The sequence below is a fragment of the Streptomyces sp. NPDC045021 genome (assembly GCF_056432645.1).
Window position 1 is genome coordinate 644,507 of the sequence record NZ_JBWKIQ010000002.1, and the last position, 12,342, is coordinate 656,848.

Annotated in this window: 15 protein-coding genes; 3 read left to right on the plus strand and 12 right to left on the minus strand. The window is 68.9% G+C overall.

The genetic code is table 11. The features are described 5' to 3' along the window. Nucleotides 1-3 precede the first annotated feature (3 nt). Entirely contained in the window at nucleotides 4-222 is a 219-nt protein-coding gene (locus tag AC07DC_RS10070) for an Rmf/CrpP fold protein (protein ID WP_478913627.1), read from the minus strand. Next, nucleotides 198-2,411, minus strand: a complete 2,214-nt coding sequence (locus AC07DC_RS10075) for a phage minor capsid protein (protein WP_478913628.1) — start codon at nucleotides 2,409-2,411, stop codon at nucleotides 198-200. The genes AC07DC_RS10070 and AC07DC_RS10075 overlap by 25 nt, the downstream gene beginning before the upstream one ends. A gap of 243 nt (nucleotides 2,412-2,654) precedes the next feature. On the opposite strand from AC07DC_RS10075, the gene AC07DC_RS10080 reads away from it, so the two are divergent. Further along, entirely contained in the window at nucleotides 2,655-2,852 is a 198-nt protein-coding gene (locus tag AC07DC_RS10080; RefSeq protein WP_478913629.1) for a hypothetical protein, read from the plus strand. Nucleotides 2,853-3,161: 309 nt separating this feature from the next. Next, nucleotides 3,162-3,434 (plus strand): hypothetical protein, encoded by a 273-nt coding sequence (locus tag AC07DC_RS10085; protein ID WP_478913630.1) that lies wholly within the window; start codon nucleotides 3,162-3,164, stop codon nucleotides 3,432-3,434. Nucleotides 3,435-3,460: 26 nt separating this feature from the next. Here the strand turns inward: AC07DC_RS10085 and AC07DC_RS10090 are convergent, their stop codons facing one another. The 4 genes from AC07DC_RS10090 to AC07DC_RS10105 all read right to left on the minus strand — a co-directional run bounded on the left by AC07DC_RS10090 (nucleotide 3,461) and on the right by AC07DC_RS10105 (nucleotide 7,604). Continuing rightward, a complete protein-coding gene (locus AC07DC_RS10090; RefSeq protein ID WP_478913631.1) occupies nucleotides 3,461-4,936 on the minus strand; it encodes a phage portal protein in 1,476 nt (491 codons plus the stop codon). Further along, entirely contained in the window at nucleotides 4,923-5,345 is a 423-nt protein-coding gene (locus tag AC07DC_RS10095) for an HNH endonuclease signature motif containing protein (RefSeq protein ID WP_478913632.1), read from the minus strand. The genes AC07DC_RS10090 and AC07DC_RS10095 overlap by 14 nt, the downstream gene beginning before the upstream one ends. Nucleotides 5,346-5,412: 67 nt before the next feature. Further along, complete coding sequence (locus tag AC07DC_RS10100; RefSeq protein ID WP_478913634.1) at nucleotides 5,413-6,645, minus strand: PBSX family phage terminase large subunit; 1,233 nt, start codon at nucleotides 6,643-6,645, stop codon at nucleotides 5,413-5,415. A 533-nt stretch (nucleotides 6,646-7,178) separates the two neighbouring features. After that, a complete protein-coding gene (locus tag AC07DC_RS10105) occupies nucleotides 7,179-7,604 on the minus strand; it encodes a helix-turn-helix domain-containing protein (RefSeq protein ID WP_478913636.1) in 426 nt (141 codons plus the stop codon). 762 nt (nucleotides 7,605-8,366) lie between these two features. Between AC07DC_RS10105 and AC07DC_RS10110 the strand changes: the two genes are divergently transcribed. Next, complete coding sequence (locus AC07DC_RS10110) at nucleotides 8,367-8,735, plus strand: hypothetical protein (protein WP_478913638.1); 369 nt, start codon at nucleotides 8,367-8,369, stop codon at nucleotides 8,733-8,735. 201 nt (nucleotides 8,736-8,936) lie between these two features. On the opposite strand, the gene AC07DC_RS10115 is transcribed toward AC07DC_RS10110, so the two are convergent. From AC07DC_RS10115 to AC07DC_RS10140, 6 genes are all read right to left on the minus strand, one after another. Beyond that, entirely contained in the window at nucleotides 8,937-9,689 is a 753-nt protein-coding gene (locus tag AC07DC_RS10115; RefSeq protein ID WP_478913640.1) for a hypothetical protein, read from the minus strand. A 25-nt stretch (nucleotides 9,690-9,714) separates the two neighbouring features. Continuing rightward, a complete protein-coding gene (locus tag AC07DC_RS10120; RefSeq protein WP_478913642.1) occupies nucleotides 9,715-10,149 on the minus strand; it encodes a hypothetical protein in 435 nt (144 codons plus the stop codon). A gap of 184 nt (nucleotides 10,150-10,333) precedes the next feature. After that, nucleotides 10,334-10,582 (minus strand): hypothetical protein, encoded by a 249-nt coding sequence (locus AC07DC_RS10125; RefSeq protein ID WP_478913644.1) that lies wholly within the window; start codon nucleotides 10,580-10,582, stop codon nucleotides 10,334-10,336. Further along, nucleotides 10,579-10,800: a hypothetical protein gene (locus AC07DC_RS10130; protein ID WP_478913646.1), complete on the minus strand. Its 222-nt coding sequence runs from the start codon at nucleotides 10,798-10,800 to the stop codon at nucleotides 10,579-10,581. The genes AC07DC_RS10125 and AC07DC_RS10130 overlap by 4 nt, the downstream gene beginning before the upstream one ends. After that, the gene (locus AC07DC_RS10135; RefSeq protein WP_478913648.1) at nucleotides 10,797-11,489 is read right to left on the minus strand and encodes a zinc finger domain-containing protein; all 693 of its coding nucleotides are present in this window, start codon (nucleotides 11,487-11,489) and stop codon (nucleotides 10,797-10,799) included. Before AC07DC_RS10135 ends, AC07DC_RS10130 begins: the two co-directional genes overlap by 4 nt. Next, on the minus strand, nucleotides 11,489-12,322 hold the full coding sequence (locus AC07DC_RS10140; RefSeq protein ID WP_478913650.1) for a hypothetical protein: 834 nt from the start codon (nucleotides 12,320-12,322) through the stop codon (nucleotides 11,489-11,491). Before AC07DC_RS10140 ends, AC07DC_RS10135 begins: the two co-directional genes overlap by 1 nt. Nucleotides 12,323-12,342 lie beyond the last annotated feature (20 nt).

Here is a 12,342-nt window from a genome sequence, read left to right on the forward strand (position 1 = left end):
GCTTTAGACCGGCTTCCGAGGGCTTGCACTGTCCAAGAGCGGGCGACTAGACGCATAGCCGCGAATCCAAGCGCTTCGTCGCAAGTCACCCGCCTGATAGGGGCATACGGTCACGGGTAGGCGGTCGCGGCCGGCTTGGGCGCCGGCGCTGATGGCCCGTACGAGGTCGCCTCGTGTCCCTATGGCTGCCCCCTTGGTCAGAGTTTTTGTTGCTGGCCCCATCGGTTGTTGCGTGCTGCCTCGGCGGCGGCGTTGCGCTGCCCGGTGAGTTGCTCGGTGTACTCGACGAGCGTAGTTCGTGGATGGTCTTGCCACCACGTTTTGAGCTCTTCCGAGGCGCGCGAGTAGGCGATGTGGGCTGGCCCGGTGAACAGCGATTGCGGTTCGACGCCATCGAGTTCAGCGCGTTTGGTGAGCAGGTAGCCGCGTAGTTCGTTCTCGGCCTCCAGCCACTGTGCGTAGATGTGCTCTCGGTACATCTCCTGAATGCGAGCGCGCGAGAAGTTGCTCGCGTTGGCAGCGGCGTCGGCTTCTCGCTCGGCGAGCCATCGCTCGGTAGTGGTCAGGCCGGCCGCGGCGTCGTCGACATCGTCGAGGGCGAGGTGCCCCCAGCCGTCGGGGTCTGCGGCGGGTGCGAGGGCCTCGTCGATCGCGGCTCGATCGGCGAGTTGTCCCTCGACGGTGTGTGCGCCGCGTGCGGCCGGAGCCGGGGCCGGTGGGTGGCGGCGGTCGATCTCGTCGGCGATCCGGGCGGCGTCCTCGGTGCGGGCATAGCGGATCGCCCACCCGAGGACGTCGTCGCCGATCGTCGACAGGTCCTCGGCCAGCCGGCCGCGCGGGAACGTGGCTGCCAGGAGTTGCCGGCGGTCGGCCTCGGCACACAGGGCGCCGAGCTCGGTCTCGTCGGCATGGCGGGCGCGGGCGGCGAGCTGCTCGTCGGACAGACCGAGAAGGTCGCGGCGCGCCCCGGGCAGGGCGGCGTCGATGTCGCGGCGGTCCATCTCGGCCAGCACGCGCAGCGCGTCGTCGTCGGGAAGGTGCGGGAAGCCGCGGGCGAGATCGTGGTCGGACAGCGACGTCAGATCGTCAACCATGCGCCCGTTGGGTCGGATGCGGTCGAGGAGCTGCTGTTCGTCGCGCCGATCGGCCTCGTCCGCGATTCGTGCGCGGTCGCGGTCGTCGAGGTGCTCGAAGCGGTGGGCGCCGGCGAGCTGCTCGTCGCTCATCTCCCGGACACTGCGTGCGTCGCCGGCCCGAATCCGGGCGGCCTCGACGGCGTCCTGCGGCGGGCGCGGTGCAGTCTCTGGGAGGTTGCCGGCTCCGGGGCGTTCGCGCTGCGGCTTGCGGATGAGCTCGGGGTGCTGGTCGAGGTGTTCGCGCTGTTTCTTCTGCCAGGCGCGCACCTTGGCCTCGGCGCCGCGCTTGCCCTCCGGTGTGGTCGACGCGCTCGCGCGGTTCTTCCACTTCCTGATACCACGCTCGATGGCGCGCTGTTTCTGGCTGGCCTCGTAGCCGGCCGGGTCCTCGGAGTGCTCGACCGGTGCCCGGGTGACGCCCGGAAGGTATGCGGACAGGGAGTGTCGGCAGTTGGGGTGATGCAGGCCGGCGCGGCGCGCCTGGTCCACGCTGCCGGCGATGTTCACGCGGACCGCGCGGCCGTCCTCGGTGGAGTGCTCGACCTCGACGGTCCGGGCGCCGTCCGGGCCGTCCAGAGAGAGCACCTTGCCCTCGAACGGCTTGCACAGCGGGCACTCGTGCGGGGCGTTGGACACGATGACCAGGTCGAGGCCGGCGGCCCGTAGCCGGTCGCTGTGTCCCTCGACCGCGGCCCGCCCGACGGATGTCCGCACGGCCATCTCGGCGTAGCTGGTCATCTGCCAGGCACGGCCGGAGCGGTCGACGAACGTGCGGAAGCCGCGATCAGCGAACCGCTCCATGGCGCGTTGGGTGGCCTGCCGGCGGGAGTCGATACCGAGGAGCGGTGTTGCGGAGACCTCGGAGACGACTTGCCGGTAACCGTCCTCGACGCCGCGCAGGATCCCGCGGTGGGTCTGCTCGACGAGGTCAATGGTCTCCGTCGCCAGCCGATCGACCGCACGCGTGTTGGGCGTCGTCTCCGCGATCCGCCGGGCGTCGGGGCCGTGAACGGCGCCGAGTTCCAGCAGACCGGCACGGGCACCGGAGTTGTATGCCTCGGTCACGGTGTCCCACACCGACAGATGCATCGCCGTCGACAGGGCATCGACAACGTCCTGCGCACCATGGCGCAGCGCCTGTACGTCGCGCAGCTTGTTCGTCGCCCATCCCGGAACCTCCAGACCGGCGGCGAGCTGCCGCGCCACGATCCCCAACAGCCGCGCCTCGGCGTCCGCGTACAGGTCACGCACGCCGGCTGACAGGTCCTCAACCATGCCCGGGTGGATACTCACGAATCACCCCGTTTGGCATTCTTTGTCCTGCGGTTTCGGGGTGTATTGGCTCGAAGCCAAAATACTTCAGAGGTTTCTAGCGGTTTCTACCTACGATTCATAGGGTCTTTCGTTGGTGCTTGGTGCACACTATGGGCAAGGAGGCTTGCGGCTCGTGCCGCGGCCCTCCCCTTCCTGTGCGCACAGGGCAACCCCGTTCGGTCCTCACATCAGGAGACGTCGAGCATGCCCAAGAACCCAAAGGACCTCGTACTGAGGCTGACGCCTGCCAATTTCAGGTGGAGCGCCATCAGCGGAAGCGGCATCGCGTTGTCCATTGCGACGGGCCGCGTACAGCAACTGGGCCCGCTGTGCGCGCTGGTCGTGCTCGGCGTGGTGGGACAGATTTGCGACGTCGTCCTCGCCTGCAAGGCCGCCAACTAGCCAATGCGCGATGAGGCGAGCGCGCTGGTCTGTGCCCACCCAGGCGTGGCACCTTGGCGCGCTAGGCATTTGCCGGCCTTGCCCATTGGGGCAAATAGCCATATTCGGGACAAGATCAGAAGTCCTTCGGCGTCTCCCTGTCAGCAAAACGCCGAAAAGTTCACGCTCATTGGCTACTGCGGGCTTGCCTGATTCAACGGTTGGGCCTATACACCGCCGGTTGCCGCGAGCGGAAGAGTCCCATGGAACATGCCATCCGGTCGAGTGAATAGACCCTGTGCTGAGTGATGTTGTCGTGCAACATGCGGAGTGGCCACGAACCCACTGGAGGATCCGATGGCGCGTGATCGAAAGACGGTCAAGGATGATCAATCGTCCGACTATTTCACAATGAAGATCAGGCGCTTCGGTCTGAGTTGGACAGCCGTGACCAGTAGCGCCTGCGCGTACTCGATCTCAACGGGCCATGCCAGTAGCCCGGCTGCGATCTGGGCGCTTGCGGCACTCGGGGTCGCTGGCCTGATTCGTGACGCAGCCCGTGATGTCGCGCAGGCCATCGTCACAAAGAGCGAAAAGAGTTGACGTTGAACTTCGGGGTCACGGCGACCTTATTCGAGGGCGCCAGCCTGCATCGGGTCGGGCACGGCTTGCCCGGTCTCGACGAGGATGCGGTCGACCTCTTCGCGCACGGCGGCGTCGTCCCAGTCCGGGTGCAGGATGCGCACCCGGGTGTCGGTGCTGACGGCTTGGGCCTGCGCGAGCAGGCTCAATGTCTGAGCGACGCTGGCCGGGTCCTCCGATACGGAGTCTCCGAAGGTGATCCGCGGTCGGTCGACGACGAGCGACGGAGTGAACAGGACGCGGTCGAGTTGCAGCATGACGAGCAGCATGTCGGCGACCGCCGGGGCCCAGTAGCGGGACTTCTTATCGCGGGTGATCATCGACTTCCGCTCGCGTGACTTCACTTCCGTTGCCGTGGCGGCGACTTGGTCGTCGAGGCCGAAACTCTGCGGGGCGTAGCCGGCGGAGCGTACGGCCTGCTGCACGATCGCGGAGGATGTCGCGTCGTGCTCGGCGACGCGGATCGCGAACTGCGACACGGTGATGCCGGCGCTGGCCTCGGTCGGTGGGATGTTGAGGGACTGCCAGATCTCCCGGTCGTCGTCGAAGCTCGCGCCGCGGCCGGCGCCGTGGTCACGCAGGTATCCGTCGGGGACGATGAGGCGGGCGCGCGCGAGGCGGATGTCGCGCATCCATGACGTCCACGTGTCGTCGAGGGCGTCGAACAGGTCATGCAGGGGCGCCCGATAGTCGCTGCGCCCGAAGGGTGAGCCGCGGTGCAGCCGGTTGGGGAGAACGTTCGGCACGTAGGCGGCGGTCAAGGCCGTGATGCCGGTCGCGATGCTGTCGCCCTCGGGGCCCAGGGACGCGACGAGCGGGGCGACCTCGGGGTGCTCGGTGAGCGGCACCCGCGTGCCGAGGCGGTCCGGGCTTCCCTCATACAGGGCGTGCAGGATCTGGCCGGGCTCGTGTCGTTCTAGGTGGCGCCACACGGTGGCGGAGGTGCTCGGTAGCTCGTGCCAGAACGTGACCGCGGTGAGCATGCCCCAACGGAATTCAGGCACGGCGCTATCGGCGTGCACCACCGTGAGCAGCGGGCGGGCGACGATCTCGCGGTCCCAGGTCACTCGCAGGAACACCCCGCCCAGGGCCGAGGCGACCTCGGCGCCCTCCAGGAGGGTGTTCGCCGTGCCACCGGTTTCGGTGATCTCGTCGAGGCGGTCCTGCGTTGCGGTGGCCGGCACGGTGAAGACCGGGGGTTCGCTGAACAGCAGGTCGGCGCTCGTGGTGGCGATGTCGCCAGGGAGGGGGATGTGCAGGCGGGTGTCGCGGGCGCCGGGCTGCTGTGCGCGGGCGCGTGCCCACAGGCGGCGCCGGCCGTCGGTGCGGCGCTGTTGGTGCTGGTAGACGTCGGCGAGGCGTTCGCGGTCGCCGGAGTACCAGGCGTCATCGACGCGCATCTCGGCGTATGGCGTCACCATGTGCGGCGGCGGCCACGGGGCGTTGTTGTCAGGCAGGGGCACGGATCGCCCCCTGTCTGCGCCGTACGGCAGCACGGCAGTTGCGGCACTTGCGGGTGCCGTTCGTGGCTCGGTAGGTGTTGGCGGCGGTGAAGGCGTGCCCGCGGACGCAATGCGTCTGACGTGCTCGCGCCGCGGCGTGCGACTGCCCGCGCAGTACGTTGATGCGTTGGGTCACGGCGTCGAGGTGCGAGGGGTTGGCGCAGCCGCGGTTACGGCACAGGTGGTCGATCACCAGGCCGGCCGGGATCGGGCCGTTCATGGCCTCGTAGGCGACGCGGTGGGCGTACTGCCGATCTCCCCGCACCGTGATGCGTGCGTACCCGTTGGGCATGAGGTAGCCGGTCCACTGCCAGCAGCCAGCGGGGGTGTCGGTGACGTGGTCGAGGAATCGGTCGGTCCAGTCGCGCACGGCAGACCCCCTGACATGGCAAGGCGCCGAACGCCGGCACGCGGCGGTCGAAGCAGAGTGGGAGGGATCAGGCGGCGGGGGTGAGCAGGTGACGCCACTCGTGCGCGGTGGAGTGGACGACGTAGCGCAGCGCGTCGCATGAGTGGTCGGCCCGCTTGAGCGGGCGATCTTCGCCACGGTCCGCGGCGGCCGGATCCCACGCGTACGAAGGGATCTCACCGAGCAGACCCGTACACAGCCTGTGGATACGCAGCAGCCCCGATGCGAGCGCCGTCGACGTCGAGCGGATCCCGTCGATCACGGTGTTCGCAGCCCGGGTCACGCCCGGGTGCCCGTCCTCCCAGAGCTGCGCCATGAACGAAGCGGCGCTCGGGTCGACAAACGTCCATTCCGGCATCACGCCGAGCTCGTCGAGCCAGGCCCGAACGGCGGCGGAGTACTGCGCGTCGGTCATCTGCCGGTGTTCGACACGTGAGTCGTGGCGCCACTCGGCCGCAACGTACAGCCGACCGTCGTCGCCGAGGCCGAGCAAGATCGCGGAGAACGCGTTCACCGTGCCGTAGTCGATGCCCAGCCAGTAACGGCGCATCGGGGGCAGCTCGTCGACGACGTGCTGCGCCTCGTCGTACGTGTCGTAGATCGCGCCCTCGGCGACGACCCATGCGCCGTCGATCATGCGCCGGCGCCACAGGCCGACGTACTCGGCGGCCAGGGCGGCGACGTAGGCCGGCGACAGCGAGGGATTGTCGGCGAGGCGGAAGTGCCATTGCGCGAGGTCGAGATCGCCCTCGCGGTCGAGGTAGCCGACCTTGAGCCAGTGCTGCGGACCGTCCGGGTTGGTGGTGGCCAACAGCCGCGCCCCGGGCACGGACAGGCGGGCGAGGAGCTGCACCCAGAACGGTTCAGGTAGCAGGGTGGCCTCGTCGACGTAGGCGAGCGAGGCGGTCAGTCCGCGCAGCCGGCCCTCGGCGCGGGCATCGCTCGCGCCGATCAGGTGCACCGTCCGGCCGAGGATGCTTGCGGTCGTGGCGCCGCGGGTGTGGCGAACTTCCTCGGCGGCATCCCCGAACAGGATCGGATCCTGTAGCGGCTCGATGATGTTGCGCTCGATGGTCTGGAGCGACCGACCACAGATCAGGATGAGGCCGGCGGCCGGCGCGCGGCGGATAGCGAGCAGGAACGCCAGCAGCGAGGCAATCGTCTTCCCGGACCGCACGGAGCCGTGCCACACGTTGATACGTGCGCGGGCGCCGCGGATCGAGTGGAGTTGCTTGGCGGACAGCGGGGCGAGGTCGGGCACTCTGCCCCCTCACTGTCACCGTCGGTAGATCCGCACCGGGGTGAACTCGTCGAGAACCATCGCCCCTTTGCTGCCAGCGCCGGGAGTATTCGCCAGGGTTCGCCAGGGGGTGGGGCGATGTCTGCTCGCGGTTGCCGCTGGTTCCATCGTGATGAGGGAGCGGCCGCCCCTAACTGCAGGAACCGTAGGTCCCGAACAAGTAGGGGAGTTCACCGTGAAGAACAACGATCGGCATCAAGGCGCCGCGCACACAGCCCAGTCGTACAACCGACGTAACCCGCTTGCAGGTCACGGACGCGAGGGACTGATCACGATAGTGATCGTCGTAGTGGTGATCTTCGCGGCAAGACTCACACCCCAGACTCTCGCGGTCGTTAGCGCGGCAATTGCAGCAATCGCGGCGCAGTCGGGAAATCACGGGGTCGGTGGCCGCAGCGGCACTAGGTGAGCTACGTACGCCACGTCACGCACCGCGGATCGGATCCAGCTTTCTAGCGGATACGGAGAGTTGGCCGTCACACCCCCTGGTTGTCTCAAGCCGGCCCGTACAGGACGTCGGCGAGGCGGTCGAGCATGGAGCCGCCCTTACTTCCGGTTCCGGTGTGGCGGGCGAGCTCAGCGACGCGGGCGTGTACTTCGGTCAGTGCGCGGGCGGCGGTGGCATGGTCGCGGGCATCGCGTGCGCTTTCGGCGTCGGCGGTGCGGACGACCTGGCCGAGCGCGCCGTCGAGGGCCTGGTCGGCGAGCTGCTCGCGCCGCTCGGCGGCATCGGAGCGGCGTGCCTCGGTAGCCGCGGCTACCCGGGCACCGCCGCTGAACGCGAGTCCTTCCGCGCGGGCGATCTTGCTCACGGTGGCGGCGCTGCGTCCGATGGTGCGCGCGATCTCGTTGCGCGAAGTGCCTGCGGCGTGCAGCCGGCGGACCTGCTCGCGGTCTTGCTCGGCGATGGGATCGGCCATGAGCTCACCTCCAGGCACGCCAACGGCCCGACGGCGAGGTGCAGTCGGGCCGCCGAGCGGAGCGGGTCAGTCCCTGGCATGCAAACACCCCGTCACCAGGGGGGTTTGGTGACGGGGCGCTGCGGGAGAGAGCAGTTGACGACTTCCGGGCACGCCGGGAGCGCCTCCAACAATAGGTCACGAAACGATAACGACGCAAGTGAGTGGCGTCTTGGTAGGCGACCAACGAGGTTGGGGGTCTCCACCCCACCCCACTACGTGACGTGGCGAGCCTTGTCCGACGAGACGGCCAATTTTGAGATCACCCTGCTTAGTACAATTCGTTTCGTTGTCGCATTTTCCCTATTTGGGTAGTTTGCGGATAAAGTTGATGATTTGATCTCGCGCCACTAAGGGGACGCGGGAATCTGTCGAAAGCCTTGTCGAGAAACGAAAATATTAATACATGGACGCGCCTGATGTGCTCGACATCCGGGGCCCTTACTCCACGTCAAGTGGTTCGCCGACAGCGACACGACCGAGGAGCGTAAACAACCCCGAAAGTGTGAATCAGTGAAGAGCGACCCTCGAATGGCCCACCGATGGGAGATTCTTATGAGAGGTACACACTGAGAGCGCCCAGCCGAGTCGGCCGGGCGCCCTCGGTGCTCATATGAGGCCAATTGTTGGCCCCGTGAGAGCTGCTGCTCGACGCTCACTTCGGTTCCTAGGCCAAGCGGTGAGCGCGGCGGCAGCTGCTCACGTTTTTAGGGAGGTGCCGCAGTGCCGACTTCGCGTGATGACGCAACGAAGTCTGTCGCCATGATGGCGATGAACGTCCACCAGTCCGAAACTGCAGTCTCGACGAGTACTGTCGATTCGCCACCGCCGGGTGTCCCGCCTGTCGAAGACAGCGGCACCCGGGTTGTGTGTGCGACACGCTTTGGGATCACGATCTTGGTACTTGGCGTAGGGGTCTTTCTTGCGCTCGTACTCTCCGGAACGGCAGCTAAGGATGAAGCGGTCTCACTTACCGTCAACCTGATGAAGTGGTTGACCGGTGGTGCGCTCGTGGCAATGGCTGCCATCGTTGGGACCTCACGTAGGGGGATGAAGAAGGCGATCAACAAGCTGACAAGTTCCACTGATTAATCGCCTCCCACTCGCCGTCGATACGCGCCCGTCCCTTCGTCGCGCAAATAGCGACGTTGGGTTACCATTCTGGGTTGCCAACGACTGACTTGGGCCCGCAGATACCGGGGTTCACCCGTACGGGTGAACCCCGGTCAGTGCTTTTTGCAGTACATCAAAGGCTGACCTCAACCCTGGTAGATCCCTCGCTGGCAAGAGTGCCTATGAACGTAGATTCTCGGCCAGGGTTGTGACAAAAACGATCAAATCCTGCCCCTCCCAGATGCGCTGCCCATGCTTGTCGAACTGGGTAGGCGCGTTGCAGTTCTGGCCAGTTGAACAAGTCACCGCCGGCCCCTGGTCCGGCCCGGTGTGCAGGGTGAGTTCGCCGGCGCACCAGGGGCATGGCCGGTCGGGTAGCGAGGTGTTGCGCTGGTCGAGGCCGAGGGCGCGCAGCAGCCGGCCCTCGGCTAGGCGGGCGCTGCGCCGTGCCTCGTGGAGCAGGTAGCCAGGGAGCGTCCCGAACGGAGCCGCGGCGAGCGTGCCGTCGCCGCGCTGCTCGGGCTCGGTGTCCTCGTCGAGCACGCGGCCCTCGACGTACAGAGCTGCCCAGTGCAGCCCGTGTACACGGCTCCCGGGCCCGCTCGCGCTGCGGGTGATCCACCGGCGGGGGTCGCCGGTGTGGGGGTGCTGCACGCTCGACACGGTGTCGGCGAGGTCGAACAGGGCGCGCTCGACAGCGAGGCCGGCGTCGAGGGCGGTGAGGTTCAGAGGGGCGGGGTGTTCGCGCAGCACGAGCGGCGCCCGGTCGCCGACGAGCTGCTCGTCGGGGCCGGCGCTCAGCGTGTGGGCGAGCTGCCGCGGGGGCCATGCGTCGGTGGGGGGTGTCTCGATGGCGAGCAGCAGGTCGGCCCAGTGTTCCCGGATGGTGCGCAGCGCGCCGAGGGTCTCGTGAACGGCGTTGGCGTAGGTCATGGGTGGTGGTGCTCCCCTGGGTGGTTCAGTGGCGGATCGTGTCGAGGGCTTGCTGCGCGGTGAGCTCGCCGGCGCACATGCGGTGAATCGTGGCGGCGAGGTGCGGCCGGTCGCCGAGCAGGTCGGCGCCGGCGAGCTGCGCGGCGGCGGCGAGGCGCTCGGCGTGCTCGTCGCGCTCGGCCTCGGTCTCGACGAGGGCCTGCTCGGCGCCCTCGATGCGGCGGTGCAGCCGCACAGCGGATGCCTGCTGACCGCTGGCGCTGCGCCGCGCGAGGTCGCCCTCAGCGATCTCGGCCTCGACGTCGTGCCGAAGTTGGGCGGCGTGCTGCGCGGTGAGCTCGCCCCGGTCGGCGCGGACGAGCAGCAGGTGCAGCCGGTCGCGGCGGGCGTCGCGCTCGACCGCGCGGCCGGAGATCCGGCCGCGGCGGGAGTCGGTACGGGTACGGGCGTGGAGCGTCATGTGGGCGTGTCTCCGTTCGAGGCTCGGCGAGCAGCCGACGAGCAGGCGGTGCAGTAGGGCGGGCAAGGGCGAGAGGTAAGGGCGCGCGCCTCGCGGTCGAGGCGGCCGTCGAGCCGCACGGCACGGACGAGGCCGGCGACGAGGACGAGGGCGAGCGCGCCGAGAAGGGCGAGCAGGACCGGGGTCATGCGGTTCTCTCTCCATCCGTCCGGGCACGTCGCCACAGCCGGGCAAGGGAGCGCCGAGCGCGCGGGGTTTCCCGCGCGCGAGGCGCGACCGGTCGCGCGTCGGGGGTGGTGTTGGTGATCTCCCATCCGTCGATGGCGAGGCGGTCGGCGAGGGATGCGGCGGTGATCGTGGCGAGGTGGGAGTGCACGTCGAGTACATCGGTGAGGTGGGCGGCGATGCTGGCGCGTGCGGCGTGCGGGGTCATGGGCGCAGTCCTCCGGCGGTGTGGCGGGCGCGGGTTTCGCGGGGGGCGGGCGGTTGCCGCATGAGGCGGGCGAAGCGGCGCTGCTCGGCCTCGGCGTGCTCGGCGAGCAGCCGGTCGACGAAGCGGGCGGTTGCGGCGTCGAGTTGGGCGTCGACACGGGCGCGGTGCACGGCGGTGCGCTGCTCGACGCTGCGGTGCGGGCGGCGGTTGTGGGTCATGCCGTGGCCTCCGGGATCGTGTGGGCGGCGTAGGCGCTCTGTCGTTGGTCGTGGGTGTGGTGGGCGAGCTCGCCGCCGCTGGGCCGCTTGCACGGGCGAAAGCGCAGGGCCCGGCAGTTCAGCCGCGGGCACGGGATGTCGAGCTCGGGAAACCGCAGCCGGCGGGCACCGTGCCCGGACTGGGCGAACTGCTCGGCCACGTGCCGCGGAAGGTACGGGCGGGACGGTTCGCCGACGCCAGCCATGAGGGCGGCGAGGCGCTGCTGTCCGGCCGGGTTGATCGCGGCCGTGTGGTCCGCGGGGGTGCGCTGGCCGGTGGCGACCTCGGTGCGGGTGCCGAGCAGCTCGGCACGCCACGCGGCGGGGTCGTCGGGGTCGGCGGCCGGTAGCGGGTCGGTGTGCCGGGTGAGCAGCTCGGCGGCCTTGAGCGACCATGCGGCGAGCACGACGTGCGGCTCGACGGATCGGAACTGCGCGGAGCGGTCGCCGTCGCGCTGCTCGTAGTACCGGCGCACGATGTGCGCGGCGTCCCAACCGGCTGCCGGCTGCTGGGCGGGGATGTGGCCGAGTGCGGCCTGCCAATCGGCGATGGTGCCGGCGGCCTGGTCGGCGTTGGCCAGGACACGACGCACGCGGCCGTCGAGGCGTCCGGCGTAGGCGAGTAGGGCGGCGATCTCTCGGTGGTTCATCAGGCGTGTCCTTTCCGCGCGTCGAGCAGGGCGAGGCCGGCGAGCAGGGTGTCGGTGTGCGAGGCGGGCACGGCGCGCAATGGCACGACGTTGGGGCCCGGCGTCGGGGCGGGAGAGCGGTCGAGGTCGCCCCACACCCGGAGCCAGTAGCGGGCCGGCTTGGGCGGCTCACCGGGCACGGTGCGGCGGGCAGCGACGTCAACGAGCGCGGTCACGCCGTGCCGTTGGACGAGTTGCCAGACGTCGCGCTGCTCGCCGAGGCCGAGACTCCAACGAACGGGCACCGATGCGGCGTCCAGGGCCGCGGCGAGCGGTCGCAGTACCTCGGTGACGGCCGAGGTCGTGGCGGGTGCGGTCGCGCGCGGCTGCTGCTGTTCTTCTTGGTGCTTGCGTTCTCTTGCGTTCTGGGGTCCGGATTCCGTACCCCTACCGGTCCGGTTTTCGGACCCCTGGGGTGTGGTTTCCGGACCCCTGGGGGTCCGGTTTCCGGACCGGTCCGGATTCTGTACCGGTGCGGATTCCGGACCACCAAACGGGGACTCGTCGGACAACCGGCGGACGTGGCCGACGGCGTGCGGGAGCTGGTAGCGGGTCTCTCCGCGGGGGCCTTTGGCGCCCTTGACGATGACCAGCTCGCCCGACAACAGCAGCCGGTCAACGGCCTTGATCACCGATGAGCGCGCGGCATTGGTGCGCTGCACGAGCATGGTGGTCCCGGCGTACGCGGTGCAGTCCGGCCCTGGGGCTTTGTCCGCGACGGTGAGCAGCACCAGGCGGGCGGTACCGCGGGCGGCGGCCCGGGTCCACACCCAATCCATGGCGTCGAGGCTCAACGGAATGACTCCTTACAGGT